Raw genomic sequence first — 19321 nt, 5'->3', positions numbered from 1 at the left:
CGTTCGAATGTCTCGTGTTGCGGGTGTTGTTCTGCTTCAGTGAATCAATGCATCAGTGCGCGATCGGCGACACTTCGAAGACGCAGTGGTCGTGATGCTCGGCCGCGCACTGCACTTCCTTCGATTGCGCGCGCGGCGCATGCTTGCCTTCCGGCGTCGTGTCGTTGACCCAGTCCATCGCGCCCGCGAACCAGCCCGCGAACATGTAGCAGAGCTTGCCTTCCTTGCCCGGCTGCTGGAGCACGAACGACGAGTGGCGCAGCTCGATCTTCGCGCGTGCGCTCGCCGGTTCTGCCTCGATGATCGAGAACAGCCCCCAGCCGCGTTGCGACAGGCGCTTCAGGTAATGCTCGAACACGGCCATGCCGGTGATGCCGTGCTGCTTGGCTTCCTTGTCGCACCAGTGGTAAGCCGACTTGTAGCCGGCCTTGTAGAGGATCTCGGCATACGCTTCGACGCCGAGCGCTTCCTCGACGGCGACGTGGTTGTTCGTGAAGAAGTGGCGCGGCACGTACAGCATCGGCAGCGCGTCGGTGGTCCAGACGCCGGTATCGGGATCGACGTTGATCGGCAGTTGCGGTTGCATCGTGGTGACTCCGTGAGGAAAGTGGCCGCGCGGCTCGGCGCGCAGGCGCGACATCGTCCGCGTGCCCGCGCGGCAAGCGCTGGCACGTCCCGATTTTTTTATGTTGAAACGAAGGGAGCGGTTCGGCTCGGCGGGCGCTTACGCGCCCCACACGTCCTTGAACACGCGTACCCAGTTCTCGCCCATGATCTTGCGGATGCGCGACTCCTTCCAGCCGTGACGTTCCATCGCGGCGGTCAGGTTCGGGAATTCGCCGATCGTGCGGATGCCGTCCGGGTTGATCACCTTGCCGAAGTTCGTCAGCTGGCGATAGCGGCCCTTGTCATGCGTGAGCATGTCGAAGAATTCCTTCGCGAAATCCTGCGTGAAGTCCGTGCCGATGCCGACCGCGTCCTCGCCGATCAGGTTCACGACGTAGTCGATCGCCTCGATGTAGTCGTCGATGTTCGCTTCGATGCCGCGCTTCAGGAACGGCGCGAACATCGTCACGCCGACGAAGCCGCCCGCATCGGCGATCTCCTTCAGTTGCGCGTCGCTCTTGTTGCGCGGATGCTCCTTCAGGCCCGACGGCAGGCAGTGCGAGTAGCACACCGGCTTCTTCGAGAACGCGATCGCTTCCGACGACGTATTGCCGCCCACATGCGACAGGTCGACCATGATGCCGACGCGGTTCATCTCGGTGATCACTTCGCGGCCGAAATCCGACAGCCCGCCGTCGCGCTCGTAGCAGCCGGTGCCGACGAGGTTCTGCGTGTTGTAGCAAAGCTGCACGACGCGCACGCCCATGTCGGCGAACGCCTCGATGTAGCCGAGGTTGTCCTCGAACGCATGCGCGTTCTGGAAGCCGAGGATGATCCCGGTCTTGCCTTCCTTCTTCGCGCGGAAGATGTCGTCCGTCGTGCGTACGAGCGTCAGCAGCTCGCCGTTGTCGCGGATCTTCTTCTTCATCACGCCGATGTTGTCGACGGTCTTGGTGAAGTTCTCCCACACCGACACCGTGCAGTTTGCGGCCGTGATACCACCCTTGCGCATGTCCTCGAACACCGGCTTCTCGAACTTCGAGATGTTCAGTCCGTCGATGATGATGCTGTCCTGATGCAGCGTGCTCATATCTGCTCTCGCTCGTGTGACTGTTCTTGTGGGGTCGATCAGTAGATCGGGAAGCGCTCGCAGAGCGCGAAGATCTCGCGGCGCACGCGCTGCTCGGTTGCCGGGTCACCCTCCGGGTTCGCCCGCAGCGCGTCGAACACTTCGAGGATCAGGCGGCCGATCTCGCGGAACTCCGCGACGCCGAAACCGCGCGTCGTGCCGGCCGGCGTGCCGAGGCGAATGCCCGACGTGACGGTCGGCTTCTCGGTGTCGAACGGGATGCCGTTCTTGTTGCAGGTGATGCCCGCGCGTTCCAGCGCCTGCTCGACCGGCGCACCCTTCAGGCCCTTCGGGCGCAGGTCCACCAGCAGCAGATGGTTGTCGGTGCCGCCCGTGACGAGATCGACGCCGCCGGCCTTCAGCACTTCGCCGAGCGCCTGCGCGTTCGCGAGCACGTTGTCGATGTAGGTCTTGAAATCCGCATGCAGCACTTCGCCGAACGCGACGGCCTTGCCGGCGATCACGTGCATCAGCGGGCCGCCCTGCAGGCCGGGGAACACGGCCGAGTTGATCTTCTTCGCGATCTCCTCGTCGTTGGTCAGCACGAAGCCGCCGCGCGGGCCGCGCAGCGTCTTGTGCGTGGTCGACGTGACGACGTGCGCGTGCTCGACCGGGTTCGCGTGGCGACCCGCGGCGATCACGCCCGCGATGTGCGCCATGTCGACCATCAGCTTCGCGCCGACGCTGTCGGCGATCGCCCGAAAGCGTGCGAAGTCGAGCGCGCGCGGGTACGCCGAGAAGCCGGCGATGATGAGGTTCGGCTTGTGCTCGTGGGCAAGCGCCTCGACCTGATCGTAGTCGATGCGCAGCGTGTCGCGGTTCACGCCGTACTGAACCGCGTTGAACCACTTGCCCGACAGTGCCGGCTTCGCGCCGTGCGTCAGGTGGCCGCCGGCATCCAGCGACATGCCGAGCACCGTGTCGCCCGGCTTGGCCAGCGCGAGCATCACCGAGCCGTTCGCCTGCGCGCCCGAGTGCGGCTGCACGTTCGCGTAGCCGGCGTTGAAGATCTGCTTCACGCGTTCGATCGCGAGCGCCTCGACCTCATCGGCGAATTCGCAGCCGCCGTAGTAGCGCTTGCCGGGATAGCCTTCCGCGTACTTGTTGGTCAGTACCGAGCCCTGCGCCTCGAGCACGGCGCGCGACACGATGTTTTCCGACGCGATCAGCTCGACCTGCGACTGCTGACGCTCGAGTTCCTTCAGGATGGCGCTGCGCACCGGCGCGTCGCGCTCGGCAAGGGGCTGCGAGAAGAAAGGCTGGGTGTTCGACATAGTGCGTCCGTGACGAAGAATAAAGGGCTGCAACCGAAGCTCAGGGCCCGCCGTGCCTGGGTTTCCCGCTCGTCCAGTGCAAGGCTGCCGACGGCTCTATTCTTGTCGTTCGGATTTTCGGCGGATTGATGAATTTAGACGCGTTCTTTGCCTTTTCCGCCATGCGCGTCCGTTTTATACAAGTGACCGGTCGTGCTTTTCGGTACGGCCGCCCGAAACGGCATTGGACGTTCACCTATGGACACGCACACCGGCAGTGCGTTTGCCGCACGTTCGAGTGCGCCGTCTCCCGGATACGGTGCAGTGCAGCAACGCGCCGATGCCCAGACGACGTATGGGGCTAGGGTTTAGCCGTATGGCACGCTTGTTGCACTCGCTCACACAATACCGCAGCCCGATTCGTGCCCCGGGCCAAAAGCTATTAGAGATTCAAGGAACGCTCCCCATGTCGCCCGACCGCACAGCGTCGCTGTCCCACTTCGCGTTCATGCCTTTACCGAACTTCACGATGATCGCGTTCACCAATGCGATCGAGGTGCTTCGGATGGCGAACTACCTGAGCGGCCAGCCGCTCTATCGCTGGTCGGTGATCAGCCCGGACGGCGGCCCGGTCACGGCGAGCAACGGCCTGACGGTCGATACGGGCCCGGCCGAGTGCGTGGGACAACCCGACATCGTGTTCGTGTGCGGCGGCGTCGACGTGCAGCGCGCGACCACGCCCGCCCATCTGTCGACACTGCGCCGCTTCGCGCGCTCGGGCATCCCGCTCGGCAGCCTGTGCACGGGCACCTATGCGCTCGCGAAATCGGGGCTGCTCGCGGGCTACGCGTGCGCGATCCACTGGGAGAACATGTCGGCGCTGAAGGAAGAGTTTCCGGACACGCGCTTCCTGAAGGAACTGTTCGTGATCGACCGCGACCGCATCACGTGCACGGGCGGCGTCGCGCCGCTCGACATGATGCTGAACCTGATCGCCGCGCGCGTGGGCACCGCACGCGTCACGCAGATCGCCGAGCAGTTCATCGTCGAACACGTGCGCGATACGAGCGCACAACAGCGCATGCCGCTCGTCGCGCGCCTGGGCTCGGCGAACAAGTCGCTGTTCGAAGTGATCTCGCTGATGGAGAACAACATCGAGGAACCGCTGTCGCGCGAGGAGCTCGCGCGGCTCGCGAACATGTCGCAGCGGCAGTTGCAGCGCCTCTTCCGCGAGCACCTCGGGATGACGCCGACGCACTATTACCTGACGCTGCGGCTGCGCCGGGCGCGCGAGTTGCTGCTGCAGACCGACATGTCGATCATGCACATCACGATGGCGTGCGGCTTCCAGTCGGCATGCCACTTCAGCAAGAGCTACCGTGACGCGTTCGGCGTCGCGCCGACGCGTGAGCGCCGCAAGCAGGTGGCGCCGCTCGCGCAGGGGCAGTCGGCAAGCTCGCCGCGGCTGGCGTCGCACGCGGGCCCGCTTCACGCTCCTGCGTGAACGAGCCCCGCGCAATACGAACGCGTGCTGCGCCTGCCCGCCCGATCTACCGGCGATACCGGCTGCCGTCGTAGCTGCCAAGATATTGCCAGTCCGCGTTGCTCGTCCAGTCGACCGGGAAATAGCCGAAACGGGCATTCAGGAGCCTGAAGTAATCGCGGGTACTGCGATACGGATTGTCGTAGCCGTATATGTCGCCGATCACGCCGGCTCGCGAGTCGCTCCATGTGCGCATTGCCGCCTTGCGCTGCTTCGCGAGCACCGTCAGATCGAACGCACGCGACGGCGAATACGATTCTCCGTTATAGCTGCCGAGGTAGCGCCACGCTGCGTTGCTCGTCGCATCGATCGGGAAATAGCCGTATTCCGGAGCAATCAACCGAAAGTAGTCGCGCGTGACCCGGTACGGATTCGAATACACGTACAGGTCGCCTGCCGTGCCGCGCCGATTGCCGCTCCACTGCCGTAGCACGCCATTGCCGAATGCACCGATCATCATCGCGTCATACAGCGGACCGCCGTCGCCGATGATCTGGATCGAGCCGCCCAGCGTCGTCGCGGCACGGCCGTCGGTGACGGTCACGCGAATCGGCGCGAGCGCGCCGGGCAGCGCATCGACGGGCGCGGTCAGCATGACGCGCGGGCCCGCCGCCGCCGATGCGCGAAAGCCGGGCGGAATATCCCACTTATATTGAAGCGGACGGCCGTTCGCGTTGGAGACTTCCGCATCGACGGTAAAACCGCGGCCGCCGATCACGGCCCGCGGCATCACGATGCGTCCCGCCGGCGCCTGTTCGGCAAGCGTGTAGGTGTGCGACACGGCATCGTCCCGGTTGTCCCAGACGGGCTTGTCGAGGAAAGCGAGCTGCAACGCCGCGACGTCCGCGCGTGTCTTCGCATCGACGCGCAAACGCCATTTGTCGAAGAACGGCAACAGGTCGCGTCCCGCCACGCGGCTCGCTTCGACGACGAACGTCCGACGCTTCTGCTGGTCGCTCACCGGCAATTCAGCCGCGGCGAACAACCGGTAACGCTGCGCCAGCCGCGCGTGAAAATCCTGCCCGAACGCAAGATCGAGTTGCCACAGCATCGCCGCGCGCACGAGCGGATCGCGCAGCGCATCGTAATCGCCCTGCGAACCGTCCAGATGCGCGCGCACCTTGTCCCACACGCGTTCGACCACGAGCTTCGACGGCTGGCCGAGCGCGCGCTGCACATACAGCGGCGTCAGCAGGCTCGCCGCGTCCTGCTGGCCGCTCCACGACATTGCCGGCATCCGGTAATGGACGCCCAGTTGCAACCATGGTGTCCAGCCATCGCGCACCAGCTCGTCGACGTTCAACGCGGCCCGTGCATCGCGCGTACGCACGCCGAGCCAGTAATCCACCGCCGACGCGTTGCCTGTCGCCGCGTCCGGCAGCGTGACGAAGTGATGACGAAACGGCGTAGCGCTTCCCGGGTACACGTTGCCGCGTAACAGACCGTATTGCTGCTCCGCGAGCGAAACGATCTGATCCCAGCGGTTGAGCAAGCGCTCCGGATCGGCGACATGATCCCGCACCAGCGCGAACGGCATCGTCACGATCATGCTCCTTCCCACGAGTTCCGCGTAGGCTTCGCCCGACGCGCGGTTCAGTATCGCCGGCCAGTCGATCACCCGATCCCGTCCGAGCACGAATCGGGCGATCGGACGCCCGCCGCCAACCAGCCGGACCGCGACGTGGCCCGCGCCGGGCCAACTGCGCGCGACGAAGTAAATCACGCCGCCGCGCTCGACGGTAACGGTATTCAGCCCGGTACGAAGCACGTACCGCTGTCTCGTGACGGCCGGGTGATCGTGGCTCGCGACCGACTCGATCCAGACTTCCGGCGGCCGTTCGGGTGGCGGCCCGCAATACGTAACCTGAATTGTCAACGCGGCATCTCGCGGCGCCCAGAAACCCGTTGACTGCACCGGGCTCGTCAGAAACGCGCGCCGTTGTCCGCGCTGCAGTTCGGCGGGATCGCCGTACTGGCGGAGCGCGGGCTCGCATCCGCCCGGGAGCGGCCCGCGCGGCGCGGCGGCCGGAATGGACGAAACGAAAAACGACGTTGCCGCGACGATGGTCACGCACACGGCGCGGCGTGCCCGACGACATGGATGCTGGTTCATGATCGTTCGACTATCCCCGTAGTGGCCCAAATTCACGCCGCCAATCAAGCGACGCACCGACGATAATTCCACGCCACATGAAGATTACCGATTCGATCCATCGGACAATATGAGACAAGTTCGAAATCGATATTGGGTTTCCGCCAAAATTAAAGTCATCCACCGTTAACGGCCACAAGATTGGCGCAACCGGGCCGAACGCCCGTCCACTCATCGTTCGGCCCGCCCGGAGAAAAATACGTGGCGAGCGAATGCCGTGCTGCTGTCGAATCGTTCGCCGGCTCTCTCGATTACCAGATTGACGCAAATGCGAGCCGGATCATTGCCCGACGCCCGAATTTCTGGCACACGGCCCGTCGGCCAACGACGAGCAGCCGTGCACGCGACAAATTCCGCCATGCCCCCTATTCATCCCGCAATGACTTTATCCGGCATTTCAACGCGACCCCGCTCATGAAATGAAAATTGGCTCGCGTCAATTTCGAGATAATTCACCTATTAAGTATATGCGACGATTAAGTTATATAGGATCGCAAACAAAAATACGCCCGTTACAAAACGAAATCCGCCATCTTCGTACCCGAAACCGACAAAACGATAAGCAGCCATTGCGTTTCCATGCACGCCGAATATGATCGGCTCGAATTCTAACTAGAGAGGAATGGCGACATGATCGACGATGTCGTTGCCGGCCATCACTACGTTCCGGACGGCAGTCCAAGCGAGGCGGACATGACCGGACAGCGCGCCGGGGTTGGTGCGTTTTTGCGCGAAGGCTTTTCGCTGACACAGGTCGAGGGGTTCTGTCTGACACTGTTGCGGCTCGACGCCGAGGACCCTGCGTCGGCCAGCCGGCCGACGGAATATGAATTCGTGATGCTCTCGACGACGGGCGGCCCGGTACGCTCATCGTCCGGCATACCGGTATGGACACAACGGCTGTCGACTCAGGCCAAGCACCTCACGTGCATCGTCGCGTTCGAACCCGTGGACGACGCCTGCATGCCGGGCCGGCCGCGTCCGCCCGTCACCCTGCTCGGTTCGCCCGACGCCGCCGACAATACATGCGACGTCGCGCCCGCAACCGGCCCGGCTTTCCATGCGGCAGGCAACGCGCCGGCCGCCCGCGATGCCGACAGCGGAAAACGCGACGCGTGCATCGGCACACTGCCCACGATCATGGACCGCGGCAGCGCGGCAACGCGCGATGCGAACGTCAGCCGCCGGATCCATCGGTCCGCGAGCTGGCTGCGAGAAAACCACACCAGGCGCATCTCGATCGCCGAGGCCGCGGCGGTCGCCCGGATGAGCGAGCGGAATTTCGTGCGGCGCTTCAAGCAGGAAATTGGCGTCGTGCCGTCGGAATTCGTCCGACGCGTCCGCCTCGACGAAGCCTGCCAGATGCTCACGCATAGCGACCTTCCGGCAGACAAGATCGCCCGGCGCACCGGCTTCAGCCGCGGAAACCAGATGGCAAGGATCTTTCGCCAGTACCTCGAGATGTCACCAACCGAGTATCGGCACACGACGCGCGCGCCCGTCGATTCCGCCGTCCGGTAAGCGCCGAAACGCCGATCGGTCCGGTTCCGCGTCGATCGCGATCGATCGCTGTCCGGCCGATTCGCGAATGCCCGGCGCCGTTTGCCGGCGCCGGCCCGCGCCGTATCGATCTCCAACGCGATTGCCGCGACCCGCCATGCTCGACGTCGCTTCACGCAGCAGACAGGGTCGCGGTCACCCGGTGATCGGAGCGCGCTTTCTGCAGGAGCACAACCGATGGACCCGATCCGTTCTCGCCCTTCCGTCATGCCACGCATCGTCGATCTGTCGATGATCGTTTCCGGCGCCGTCGCGCCCGTCGCCGTCGGCATCGACGCGGAAACCGACGCGTGGGTCGACGGCATGCCAGTCGCGCTCGCGGCCGCATTCTCGCTGTCGGTCTTTCCCGCGTTCGGACTTTACACGCACGATCGGCGACGGTCCGCCGCGCGACTGCTAAGCAGCACCGTCGTCGCATGGGGCGTCGTGCAAGGCTGCTGCGTCGCGCTGCTGCTCGCGCTGAATCACGAACGTACGCTGCCGTCGGCGTGGTTCGCGTGCTGGACACTGGCCACCTGTATCGGCCTGCTTACCATACGTGCGCTCGCGCTCGCCGGCTTCGACACCGGTCAGCACCGCACGCCGATCACATCGCCGACGAATCGCGGCCGCGCCATCGCGACGAACGCGGCGCGCGTCCAGCGCGCGTCGCACGTGGGCGGCATCGCAAAACGCGTATTCGACCTGATCGCCGCGACCGTCCTCGTCGTATTGCTCTCGCCCGTGCTTGCCGTCATTGCGATTGCGGTCCGGCTCGATGGCGGCCCGTGTCTGTACGCTCACGTGCGGATCGGGCTTCGCGGGCGCCCCTTCCGGTGCCTGAAATTTCGCACGATGAGGCCGGATGCGGAGCGGCACCTTAAAAGGCTGCTGGAAACCGATCCGCAGGCACGCGCCGAATGGGCGCGCGAATTCAAGCTGAAACGCGACACCCGCATCACGACGGCCGGACGCATTCCGCGACGCACGAGTCTCGACGAGCTGCCGCAACTCATCAACGTCATACGCGGCGACATGAGCCTCGTCGGCCCGCGCCCGGTCGTCAGCGCGGAGCTGTCGCGCTACGGTTCGGACATTGCGTACTACCTCGCCGTGCGGCCGGGCATGACGGGCCTGTGGCAAATCAGCGGTCGCAACGACATCGGCTACGCATCGCGCGTCGCGCTCGACGTGCGCTACGTGCGCACGTGGTCGATGGGCGGCGATCTGCACATTCTGTTCAAGACCGTAGGTGTGGTCGTTCGCGGCACGGGTGCATATTGATGGCGTCGCCCGCAAGCAAGAACCGACTGCCGTACCGCTCGATCGCGCTGTCGGTCGCGAGCGCGGTGCTGGCGGGATGTATCGCCGCGCCGGGCATGCGCATGCAGTTGCCGCCGACGATCGCGGCGAACGCCGCCGCCCCGGACACTTCGGCCACATCGCGCGATCACGTGCCGGCGAACGCGCCCATGCCGGTTCCCGTTGCCGTTCATGACATCGGCGCGGAACTGATTCGCGCCACGCGGCGCGACAGCCGGCGCGCCGCGTCGGACGCCGCGCGCCTGCTGGCCGACTCGGACGCCGGCTACCGGGTCGGCGACGGCGACGTGCTGCAAATCGTCGTATGGGATCATCCGGAACTCGCGCAGGCATTCGGCCCCCACTCGTCGGCGCCGGCACGCCCCGCCGACGCGCCCGGCGGCTTCGTCGTCGACCCCGACGGCACGCTGCAGTTTCCTTATGCCGGCACACTGCACGTGGCGGGACGAACGGTCGGCGACATTCGCGCGCTGCTCGCCGGACGGCTCGCGCAATGGTTCCGCAATCCGCAAGTCACGGTGCGCGTCGCGTCGTTCCGGTCAAAGCGCATCTATGTCGAAGGCGAAGTTCGCGAGCCCGGCTCGTATGCGCTGAACGATACGCGCACGACGCTGCACGATGCGATCGGCCGCGCCGGCGGCTTTTCCGCGCAGGCCGATCAGAGCCGCATCTTCATCGTCCGCGGCGGCAATGAGGTGCGGCTCGATTTGTCCGGCGCGGCGCGCCCCGACCTCGATCCGGCTCGCATCGCGATGCAGGACGGCGATCGGCTGCGCATTGCGTCGCGCGACGATGCCGCGGTATTTGTATTGGGCGAGGTCAACAAGCCGGGGCGGGCCGTGCCGTCCCGCAACGGCCGGCTCACGCTCAGCGATGCGCTCGCTCAGGCCGGCAGCATGAACCAGTCGACCGCGGATGCCGCGCAGTTGTACGTCATCCGCGGCTCGTCGCGCACGACGCCGGACATCTATCGACTCGACGCGACGTCGCCGGTCGCACTGGTACTCGCGAATCAGTTCGAGCTCGAACCGCAGGACATCGTCTACGTCGACGGCGGCGGCCTCGTCCGGATCAATCGCGTGCTGAGCCTGTTGATGCCAGCGATCAACGCAGGATTGACGGCAGCGATCGCAACCAAATGAAGCGCTTACCCGATTCGTATCGCACGACGCGCCGGCCGGTCGCCCAACCGGGAGCGCGACGATGACCGAAACGCGCGACGGCCGTGGCGCCCGGGAGCGCTTTTCCGATGGCACGCGATTCGTCGCGACACTCGAAATGCTGTTCGACCACAGACGGACGATCGCGGCCACGCTATGCGCGTCGCTATTGGCCGGCGCGGCCTACATCGTCGCCGCACCGTCGGTCTATCAGGCGGAAATTCTCGTCCAGATCGTCGACAGCAGCGAGGCGGGGGCCGCGCGCGGCCTGCTGGGCGAAATCTACACACTGTTCGACGTCAAATCGACCGCGGCGGCCGAAACCCAGATTCTGGCCTCCCGCCTCGTCCTGTCCCGCACGGTGGATGCGCTGAACCTGTTCATCGACGCGCGGCCGGAACGCTTCCCGCTCGTCGGCGAATGGATCGCGCGACAGACTGCCGGCCTGTCCGAGCCGGGCATGTTCGGTTACGGCGGCTACACATGGGCGCAGGAACGCATCGACGTCGCCGGGTTCGACATACCGCACGCGTATCTCGACCAGCGCTTCACCCTGACGCGGCTCGGCGCGGACCGCTATCGGGTCGCCGGACCCGGGCTGCCCGCACCCGTCCACGGGCGGATCGGGCGACCTGAACGATTTCCGGTTCAGGGCGGCGAGATCGTGCTGCACGTCGCCTCGCTCGATGCGCGCGCCGGTGCCCGCTTCATGCTGGCGCGCCATTCGCGCACCCGCACCATCGAACGGCTGCGCGCCGATTTGAACGCCTGGGAAAAGGTCAAGCAATCGGATGTCATCTTCGCGACGCTGCGCGGCACCGATCCGGTGCTCGTCACGCGAGTATTGAACGAGATCGGTCGCCAGTATGTCGCGCTGAACACCGAGCAACGGGCGCTCGAGGCGGCCCGCTCGCTGTCGTTCCTCGAGCGGCAGGAGCCGTTCCTGAAAGCACAACTGACCGAATCCGAAGCGCGCCTTACCGCGCTGCGCAACCAGCAGGGAAGCGTCGATCTCGCCGAGGAAGCGAGGATCGCGCTGATCCATGCGGCCGACGACGCGTCGCGCCTGATCGAGCTCCGGCAACGCCGCGAAACGCTGTTGTCGCGCTACGCGCCCGGTCATGCTGACGTGCTCGCCATCGATCGCCAACTCTCGGTTCTCGATCGCGATCGAAGGCGGGCCGAGGAAAAAATCCGGCGCCTGCCCGATCTTCAGCAGCAGGTGCTGCGCCGCATGCTCGACGTCAAGGTCAATACCGACCTCTACACCGCGCTGCTGAACAATATTCAGCAGCTCCAGCTGGTGCGCGCGGGCAAAATCGGCAACGTACGCCTCGTCGATGTCGCGGACGTACCCGAGGAGCCGATCGGTCCGAGAAAGAAGCTGATCGTCATCGCATCGACGCTGTTTGGCCTCGTCGCGGGCTGCGTGGGCACGATCGCCGGCGCGCTGCTGCGCCGCGGTGTGACCGACCCGCGGGCGATCGAGCATCGCGTCGGTGTCCGCGTGCTGGTCAGCGTGCCGTTCAGTGCGTGCGCGCCAGCGTTCGCGGGCGCCGCCGGACATGCACCGGCATGCCGTGCGATCGGGCGCGACGACGATCCGGCGATCGACAGCCTGCGCGCGTTGCGCGTGATGCTCGAGCATCTCCGCCCTGGGCCGGGGCATCGCATCGTCGCCGTGACCGACGCCGCCGAACGCGCCGGCGCGCGCTTCGTCGTCATGCGTCTCGCACGGATCTACGCGGCGGCGGCGGCCCGTGTGCTGGTGCTCGACGGCGACATGCGCAGCGGCGGCCTGAGCCGCGCGTGCGGTCATGGCCGTGCGCCCGGACTGTCGGAGATCGCCGCCGATGGCCGCATGCCGGCGGATCTCGTGATTCGCGACGTCGTGAACGGCATCGACTTGCTGACGGCAGGCACGACCGGCGGTCATGCGGCCGACCGGTTGACGAGCCGGCCGGTCTGGCAGCGCATCGCGGCATTCGCACGCGACTACGACGCCGTGCTGATCGCGTGCGGCCCGGCGCTCACCGCACCGGATGCCGCGGCACTCGCCAGCGTCGCGGATACCACGCTGCTCGTCGCGCACGCCGGGCGCACGACGCTGAATCAACTGGAAGACGCGGTCGACCGATTGACGTCGAGCGGGGCGAACATCGGCGGCATCGTCCTGAACGGCGTCCACCCGCGCATGCCGCACAAGCGGCCCGACGTCACGCCCGCCCCGCACGTTCGCGCCGGACGCGCCCGATACCGCGAATCGAAGTCATGACATCTCGCGCCCCTTCCCGCATCGGCGCCGTGGTATCGGCCGCCACCACGGCAACCGGATCGCAGTTCCGGGAATCGGCGACTTCCATCGCAGGCACGGTCGTCGCACAGGCCGCGTTTTTCGCGTACCTCACGTACGTCGCGCGCAATTATGGCCCGGACGTCCTCGGAGTATTCAACTTCCAGCTGGCAACCGGCACGCTCGCCGGTACGTTGCTGACGCTACGCTACGATCTTGCATGCCTGAGCCACGATCCGCGGCGCTCGTTCGAAGCGCTCGTGACCCTCGTCGCATTCGCCGCCTGCGTCGCGGGCTGCTGGTTCGCGATGTCGTACGTTGCCGGATATCCCGCATCCGCGGCGCTGATCGCGTTCGCACTGACAGTCAACCTGCAGCTCGCGGCGAACGGATATCTCGGCAGCCTGCGCGGTTATGCGTGGATAGCCGCGGCGAAGATCGCCGTCAATGCGCTGGCTGTCGTCGCGTTGTTCGCACTGCCGAAAGCTGGCCTTGATACACGGCCCGATCCGTTCGACCTCTACGTGCTGACGGGCATTCCGGTCGCATTCGTCATGCTGGCGGCGATTTTCCGGCATGGCCGGCGCTGCGGTTATCCGCTTCGTATCGACACGGGATTCTTCCGCATGCATCGCCGCTTCCCCGCCTATATCCTGCCCGCTACGCTGTGCGCGGCCGTGCTGACCCATGTACTGTCGATCACGGTTCCGCTGTGGTTTTCCGCGGAGGAAGCCGGCCAATTCGCCGCGGCCTGGCGGTTCGGTTTCTTTCCCGTTTCATTGATCGGCGCCGCACTCGGCCAGGTCTTTCGCCGCGACGCGCTTGCCGCGATCGCGTGCGCCGATGCCGGTCGCACGTTGCGCATGGCCTACGCGCGCCACGCACGCGTGCTGTTCGCGATCGCGCTGTTCTATGCGCTGGGCGCAGCCACCCTGTTCCGCCCGCTCGTCCTGCTGTGCATCGGAGAAGCATGGCTGCCCGCGGCGGATCTTCAGTTCCGCCTCATTCCCCTATTCGCGCTGCAGATCGTCTACGTGCCGTTATCGCAAATATTTCTCGCCGTTCGCGCACAGCGCGCGGATTTTCTGTTTCAGCTTTCGTGCGGCGCCGTGTTGATCTGCACGCTGCTGGTCGCCCACCGGCATGCGTTGTCGCTCGCCTCGAGCCTGAGCCTGTTCGCCCTTTCCGGCACCGCGATGATGGCGCTCGGCATCGCACTGACGCACCGATACGCAACGATTCCTGACGGAGGACAACAATGAGACTGCTCGTAGTGGATTCGATGCAGCGCTATCGCTTCATGATCCGGCTTGCCGCGGCGGCGCGCGACGAATTCCCGATCGCGTTCGCCACCAGCGAACCGCTCGCGCATTTTCTGATTCTGCGAGCCGGTTTCCGTTCCGTTTACCTGCGTTCGGATCGCCGGACCGCCGCACTCGCCGACGACTCGGACTGGCGCTGCGACGACGCGATCGAAGTACTCAATGGCCGGGTTTCTTCCGAACGGGCGGGGCGCGAATCGGCCGGCATCGTCAGAACCATCGCCACGCTGCTCGCGACCGAACGTATCGCGCAATGCGTGATGTGGAATGGTCAGCAGCTCGTGTGCCGGGCGATCGCCCACGTCTGTGCCGAACGCCGCGTGCCGATGAAATTCCTGGAGATCTCGAACTTGCCCGACAAGCTGTTCGCCGATACGCTTGGCGTCAACGCCCGTTCGTCGATCGCACGCTGCCCGTCAGCACTCGACCATCTCCCGCTTCCGGACGAACACCAGCATCGCGACTGGCTCGCGCGCTACGAGCGTGACAAGGCTCGCCCGCTGCCGCAAGCGGGCACCTCACTGCACGCAATCCTCCAATCCACGGTGAACTACGGCATGAAACTGGCCACGCGCGGCGTCGGGCGCAACGCCCGGGACGCGATCGTCACGCGCCCGGCAACGGTCGACGTCAGACATACCATCGCGCCGGACGCCGACGAGCTCGCCGCGCGGCGCTACGTGTTCCTCCCGCTTCAGGTGTCGGACGATACGCAGCTGAAACTGCATTCGGAAGTGGACAATCTGGAGGCAATCGACATTGCGCTGCGTTACGCCGCCCAAGCGGATGCGGCGCTGATCGTCAAGGTGCATCCGGCCGAACGCAATGCAGCCCTGGTCGATGCCGTGCTCGACCTGAAACGACGTCACGGTTTTTATGTCGCGACCTCGAAAACCGTCGACCTCGTGAAACACGCCCGCCTCGTCGTCACGATCAACTCGACCGTCGGACTCGAAGCGATGTTGTACGGCAAGCGCGTCGTGCCGCTCGGGCGCTGCTTCTACCGATCGTTCGATCGCGATCGGCTGCTGCGCTACATCCACGCGTTCCTGATCGACGGCGTCGATTATTTCGGCGCCCGCGCCATTCCGGCACAGGCCGCACGCCGCATTCTTTCGCTGGATTGATGCCATGTCGACCACGCTTCGCACCACCGTCGGCACCATGATCGACGAGTACCGCCGGAATCGCTTCGTCAAGACGCGCTGCATCGTCCTGTTCTTCCGGGTCGCGCATTATCTTGCATGCCGCAACACCGCGACACGTATTGCCGGTGCACCACTCATCGCGCTTTACGTCGTGCTGTGCGACTGGCTGATGGGCGTCGAGATCCCGGTCAAGACCCGCATCGGCCGCGGGCTCACGCTCTTTCACGGCACGGGGCTCGTCGTCAACGGATTCTGCGTGATCGGCGAGCGCTGTGTGCTCAGGCACGGCGTCACGATCGGCAACACGCTGCGCGCGGACGGGTCGACGAGCGGTGTGCCGATCGTCGGCGACGACGTCGAATTCGGCGCGAACAGCATTGTGCTCGGCCATGTCCGGATCGGCAGCGGCGCGAGAATCGGCGCCGGCGCGGTGGTCGTTCGTGACGTTCCGGACGGCGGCGTCGCGATCGGCGTACCCGCACGCGTGATCGTGCATCGGGAATCGGCACGATGAAAATCTACATCCTGCATCCGGGCCGTGCGCACTACCCGGAAATCGATGCGTACACCATGTACTTCACCGCACGCGGCTTCGAGGTCGCATCCGGATGTCCCGACGATCACGCGCGGCTCGCCGCGCCGGGCGACTGGATCCTCTGGTGCATCATGGGCTTCTATCCGCGCGCGCTGCGCGCCCGCCTCGTGATTCACGATTACCGATCGTTGTCGATCGGGCGGCTGGCGCCGGTGAAGGACTGGATCAAGCGCCATCGGCAGCCCACGCCCGATCTGCGCATCTTTCAGAACGAACGACTCCGCGACACGCTCGCGTTTCGCGATGGCGCGCCGGCATGTCTGTTGCCGATGGGCGTCCCGGACTGGATCTTCGCGCTCGCGAACGAACCGATTCCCGCCGGACCTGCCGGCCGCTTCTGCTATATCGGCGAGATGAGCGTCGAGCGCCGCTTCGACGACGTCCTGCGCGCGTATCAACAGTACCGCCGCTCGCCCGCGGACACGCTCGTGCTCGTCGGCGAACCGGATCCGCGCATCCGCGCCCGGTTCGCGAACGTTTCGGGCATTACGTTCGCCGGCCGCTTGCCCCAGCGCGACGCGCTGTGTGTGGTCGCGCGCTCTGACTACGCGGTGTGCTATTTCCCGACGCATCGCCCGCACTGCTATCAGACGCCGACCAAACTGCTCGAGTACGCGGCGCTCGGCAAGCGCATTCTCTGCAACGGTTCGGCGACCCACGCCACGCTGTCGCGGCTGCTCGGCATCCGCTGCCATATGGCAGGCAATGCGATATTCGACGATCTGCCCGCCTCTCTCCCTTCGATTCAGCCGAACGACCCCGCGCGTCTTCGGCATATGGCGTGGCCCACGGTCATCGATGCGTCCGGCGTCGCCGAATGGCTCCAATCATCCGCCGCGCGCCGGAGCAGGCAATGAGGCATGGTACGGCGTCGACGTTCAACGCCGTCGTACTCGCATGGACGGCCGGCGCATGTATCGCGGTGCTGTGGTTGCCGTTCTGGGCGTTCGCCGGCTACTTGCTGATTCTGACGCTCGTCGGCTGCGATCGGGACCCGGCCCGGCCGGCGGTCGCCGTACTGTGCGTCGCGGCGCTCGTCGTTCTCGGCCCGCTCGTGGCGCTGAAGCTGCCGATACCGACGCTCGGCAACGACAAGCCGCAATATCTCGGCTTCATGGCCGACATGCGCGCATTCGGCGTCGACCTGTTCCTCGCCAAACAGCCAGAGCTGCTGTCGTTCGCGTCGCTTCATGCCGCGGCGACGCTGTTCGGCATCAACGACCGCGCATTTCTCGTACTGTTCGACGTTTACTTCGGGCTGCTTCTGATCGCCGTGTGGCAAGCCGGATATCGGGCGCTGCCGCTCTTCGTGCTGCTGTTCCTGTCGGCTTCGTCGTTTTTCGGTACGTACGCGAACCTGATTCGACAGGCGATGGCGCTGCCGTTCATTTTTCTGATGATATCGTCGCGTGGCCGGTTGGAGGCCGCCTGCCACGCGACGTTGGCCGGCCTCGCACATCTTCCCGCGCTGGCGGTCGCCGTGCCATACGTGCTGCTGTGCCGCGTCGGGCGCCCGACAGCACCTGTCGGGGTGGCGGCGGGCGTGCTCGCGATAGTCGCGTCGGGCCGCGACTGGAGCGCGCTTGTCTCGCCCGACAAGGCGGATTCGTATTTGTCCGGCAAGGTCGGCCTGTACACGTCGTGGGAAAGCGGCAACACGCTCAACGTGACGCTTTTCGCATGCATGCTCTACGCGCTGTGCTGGGCATTGTGGCAATGCAACCGCCCGCGGCCGGCGGCGGCGGATCGTCGAACGATCGACACCACGCAGCGTTACCTGCTCGCACTCACGGTTGCGGCGGTCGCGCTCGTCGCCACCCGGCACATGACGAAGGTCTATGAGCGCGTCTATATCTATTTCTTCGTGATCGCGCTGATGACGCTGTCGCTCATCGTGTCGCAGATCCGCCGTGGACCGTACAAGGCGTTCGTGCTGTGCGGCGCGCTCGGCTATGGTGCATACGGCTTCGCAAAGAATCTCGACAACCAGCCGTTGCTGTTTCGGGGGAACGTCCACGCGTACCTCACATCGAGCCTGTTCAATCTGTACCACGATCTCCTGATGGAATTCGAATGAAAATCGTCCAGATCGTCGAGTCGAGCGCGACCGGCACGCTATCGATCGTCCGGCTGATCGCGAACCGCTTCGCCTCGCAAGGGCACGACGTGCATGTCATCTACTCGCGCCGCGCGGAGACGCCCGCCGCACTGGACGCGCTGTTCGACCGGCGCGTGGCGCTGCACCGCGTGCAAATGACGAGCATGCGCGACCTGACGTCGATCGTGACGTTGCGCCGCATGCTCATCCGACTGCAACCGGACGTCGTCCATCTGCACTCGTCCCGCGCGGGATTTCTCGGCCGTATCGCCGCACTGGGCGCGCTTGGCGAGACGCGATTGCTTTACAGCCCCCATTGCATCGCGTTCATGCGCCGCGATCTGTCGGTGGCAACGCGGCATCTTTTCGTGATGCTCGAGCGCATCGCGTCGGTCAGGCGCTGCCTGTACGTTGCGTGCTCGGCCAGCGAGCAACGCGCGATCCGGTCGTGCCTCATGCAGCCGGTCGAACTGCTGGAGAACGCAACCGACTATCGGGCGGCACCGTTACATCGCCGCGCCGCGACCGACGCGTGCGAGATCGTGACGGTCGGCGGCATCCGCCCACAAAAAAATCCGGGCCTGTTCGCCGACATCGCGGAGCGCATGCGGGGCTCGCGCGTCCATTTCACGTGGATCGGCGACGGTGAGCCGGCGCTCAGGCTTCGGCTCGCGGCGGCCGGCGTGCGCGTCACCGGCTGGCTCGCGCACGACGCCGTCGCGACGCAGCTCGCCGGCGCCGACATCTATCTGTCGACGTCGTCGTGGGAAGGCATGCCAATCGCGGTGATCGAGGCCATGGCATGCGGTCTTCCAGTCGTCGCGACGCGCTGTGCCGGCAATGTCGACGTCGTCGATCCGGCCCGCACGGGCGAACTATTCGATACTGCCGACGAAGCCATCTCGCTGCTCGCACGGCTTGCCGGTGATCCGCGCGCGCGCGAAGCGATCGGCGCCTCCGCTCGCCGCGCGGCCCGCGTGCGGTTCGGCGACGCGCGATTTTTCCGACAGCTCGACGCGCTTTACAACGGACGGGCCGCGTCGGACGCGGCCGACGAGTCGCCGCCCGGCTGATGTGTCGACGCCGTACCGTCTCGTTGGCGGCCCCGCACCTGCATGTGCTGCGCAGGCCGCCGTCCGGCTCGGCGAACCGGTTCGACG

General features: G+C 65.6%; 15 protein-coding genes. 11 read left to right on the top strand and 4 right to left on the bottom strand.

Annotated features, from left to right (window positions below; translation table 11 throughout):
• Positions 1 to 52: 52 nt before the first annotated feature.
• The 3 genes from WS64_RS28525 to WS64_RS28515 all read right to left on the bottom strand — a co-directional run bounded on the left by WS64_RS28525 (position 53) and on the right by WS64_RS28515 (position 3009).
• Positions 53 to 586: a DUF5943 domain-containing protein gene (locus WS64_RS28525; protein ID WP_060968431.1), complete on the bottom strand. Its 534-nt coding sequence runs from the start codon at positions 584 to 586 to the stop codon at positions 53 to 55.
• Between the two features lie 138 nt (positions 587 to 724).
• Positions 725 to 1696, bottom strand: coding sequence for a dipeptidase (locus tag WS64_RS28520; RefSeq protein WP_034186088.1), 972 nt, complete (start codon positions 1694 to 1696; stop codon positions 725 to 727).
• A gap of 38 nt (positions 1697 to 1734) precedes the next feature.
• Positions 1735 to 3009 (bottom strand): serine hydroxymethyltransferase, encoded by a 1275-nt coding sequence (locus tag WS64_RS28515; protein WP_059583205.1) that lies wholly within the window; start codon positions 3007 to 3009, stop codon positions 1735 to 1737.
• Between the two features lie 355 nt (positions 3010 to 3364).
• Between WS64_RS28515 and WS64_RS28510 the strand changes: the two genes are divergently transcribed.
• Positions 3365 to 4492, top strand: a complete 1128-nt coding sequence (locus WS64_RS28510; RefSeq protein WP_081103948.1) for a GlxA family transcriptional regulator — start codon at positions 3365 to 3367, stop codon at positions 4490 to 4492.
• A 46-nt stretch (positions 4493 to 4538) separates the two neighbouring features.
• Here WS64_RS28510 and WS64_RS28505 read toward each other — a convergent pair whose 3' ends face one another.
• On the bottom strand, positions 4539 to 6407 hold the full coding sequence (locus WS64_RS28505) for a M60 family metallopeptidase (protein WP_167351647.1): 1869 nt from the start codon (positions 6405 to 6407) through the stop codon (positions 4539 to 4541).
• Between the two features lie 906 nt (positions 6408 to 7313).
• On the opposite strand from WS64_RS28505, the gene WS64_RS28500 reads away from it, so the two are divergent.
• From WS64_RS28500 to WS64_RS28455, 10 genes are all read left to right on the top strand, one after another.
• Positions 7314 to 8204 (top strand): helix-turn-helix domain-containing protein, encoded by an 891-nt coding sequence (locus tag WS64_RS28500; protein ID WP_060968428.1) that lies wholly within the window; start codon positions 7314 to 7316, stop codon positions 8202 to 8204.
• Between the two features lie 246 nt (positions 8205 to 8450).
• A complete protein-coding gene (locus tag WS64_RS28495; RefSeq protein ID WP_244166668.1) occupies positions 8451 to 9506 on the top strand; it encodes a sugar transferase in 1056 nt (351 codons plus the stop codon).
• On the top strand, positions 9506 to 10687 hold the full coding sequence (locus WS64_RS28490) for a polysaccharide biosynthesis/export family protein (protein ID WP_244166681.1): 1182 nt from the start codon (positions 9506 to 9508) through the stop codon (positions 10685 to 10687). The genes WS64_RS28495 and WS64_RS28490 overlap by 1 nt, the downstream gene beginning before the upstream one ends.
• A 61-nt stretch (positions 10688 to 10748) precedes the next feature.
• Positions 10749 to 12980 carry a GNVR domain-containing protein gene (locus tag WS64_RS28485; protein WP_060968427.1) on the top strand — a complete coding sequence of 744 codons (2232 nt, stop codon included), beginning with the start codon at positions 10749 to 10751 and terminating at the stop codon, positions 12978 to 12980.
• A gap of 326 nt (positions 12981 to 13306) precedes the next feature.
• A complete protein-coding gene (locus WS64_RS28480) occupies positions 13307 to 14260 on the top strand; it encodes an oligosaccharide flippase family protein (protein ID WP_155720492.1) in 954 nt (317 codons plus the stop codon).
• Complete coding sequence (locus tag WS64_RS28475; RefSeq protein ID WP_060968425.1) at positions 14257 to 15447, top strand: capsular polysaccharide export protein, LipB/KpsS family; 1191 nt, start codon at positions 14257 to 14259, stop codon at positions 15445 to 15447. Before WS64_RS28480 ends, WS64_RS28475 begins: the two co-directional genes overlap by 4 nt.
• Before the next feature lie 4 nt (positions 15448 to 15451).
• Entirely contained in the window at positions 15452 to 15982 is a 531-nt protein-coding gene (locus WS64_RS28470) for a serine O-acetyltransferase (RefSeq protein ID WP_060968424.1), read from the top strand.
• Positions 15979 to 16920, top strand: a complete 942-nt coding sequence (locus WS64_RS28465) for a glycosyltransferase family protein (RefSeq protein ID WP_060968423.1) — start codon at positions 15979 to 15981, stop codon at positions 16918 to 16920. The genes WS64_RS28470 and WS64_RS28465 overlap by 4 nt, the downstream gene beginning before the upstream one ends.
• Positions 16917 to 18140, top strand: a complete 1224-nt coding sequence (locus WS64_RS28460; RefSeq protein ID WP_060968422.1) for an EpsG family protein — start codon at positions 16917 to 16919, stop codon at positions 18138 to 18140. Before WS64_RS28465 ends, WS64_RS28460 begins: the two co-directional genes overlap by 4 nt.
• Positions 18137 to 19234: a glycosyltransferase gene (locus tag WS64_RS28455; protein WP_060968421.1), complete on the top strand. Its 1098-nt coding sequence runs from the start codon at positions 18137 to 18139 to the stop codon at positions 19232 to 19234. The genes WS64_RS28460 and WS64_RS28455 overlap by 4 nt, the downstream gene beginning before the upstream one ends.
• The last annotated feature ends 87 nt before the right edge of the window (positions 19235 to 19321 follow it).

This window comes from Burkholderia anthina (assembly GCF_001547525.1).
GTDB classification, from domain to species: domain Bacteria; phylum Pseudomonadota; class Gammaproteobacteria; order Burkholderiales; family Burkholderiaceae; genus Burkholderia; species Burkholderia semiarida.
The sequence above is the reverse complement of the archived record's forward strand: the minus strand, read 5'-3'. Positions and strand labels throughout refer to the sequence as shown.

Excerpts from the sequence above, each read along its gene's own strand:
- WS64_RS28485 (WP_060968427.1), top strand. The coding sequence starts at position 10,749 with ATGACCGAAACGCGCGACGGCCGTGGCGCCCGGGAGCGCTTTTCCGAT.
- WS64_RS28475 (WP_060968425.1), top strand. The coding sequence starts at position 14,257 with ATGAGACTGCTCGTAGTGGATTCGATGCAGCGCTATCGCTTCATGATC.
- WS64_RS28480 (WP_155720492.1), top strand. The coding sequence starts at position 13,307 with ATGTCGTACGTTGCCGGATATCCCGCATCCGCGGCGCTGATCGCGTTC.
- WS64_RS28455 (WP_060968421.1), top strand. The coding sequence starts at position 18,137 with ATGAAAATCGTCCAGATCGTCGAGTCGAGCGCGACCGGCACGCTATCG.
- WS64_RS28470 (WP_060968424.1), top strand. The coding sequence starts at position 15,452 with ATGTCGACCACGCTTCGCACCACCGTCGGCACCATGATCGACGAGTAC.
- WS64_RS28460 (WP_060968422.1), top strand. The coding sequence starts at position 16,917 with ATGAGGCATGGTACGGCGTCGACGTTCAACGCCGTCGTACTCGCATGG.
- WS64_RS28490 (WP_244166681.1), top strand. The coding sequence starts at position 9,506 with ATGGCGTCGCCCGCAAGCAAGAACCGACTGCCGTACCGCTCGATCGCG.
- WS64_RS28465 (WP_060968423.1), top strand. The coding sequence starts at position 15,979 with ATGAAAATCTACATCCTGCATCCGGGCCGTGCGCACTACCCGGAAATC.
- WS64_RS28520 (WP_034186088.1), bottom strand. The coding sequence starts at position 1,696 with ATGAGCACGCTGCATCAGGACAGCATCATCATCGACGGACTGAACATC.
- WS64_RS28495 (WP_244166668.1), top strand. The coding sequence starts at position 8,451 with ATGCCACGCATCGTCGATCTGTCGATGATCGTTTCCGGCGCCGTCGCG.
- WS64_RS28515 (WP_059583205.1), bottom strand. The coding sequence starts at position 3,009 with ATGTCGAACACCCAGCCTTTCTTCTCGCAGCCCCTTGCCGAGCGCGAC.
- WS64_RS28525 (WP_060968431.1), bottom strand. The coding sequence starts at position 586 with ATGCAACCGCAACTGCCGATCAACGTCGATCCCGATACCGGCGTCTGG.
- WS64_RS28500 (WP_060968428.1), top strand. The coding sequence starts at position 7,314 with ATGATCGACGATGTCGTTGCCGGCCATCACTACGTTCCGGACGGCAGT.
- WS64_RS28510 (WP_081103948.1), top strand. The coding sequence starts at position 3,365 with ATGGCACGCTTGTTGCACTCGCTCACACAATACCGCAGCCCGATTCGT.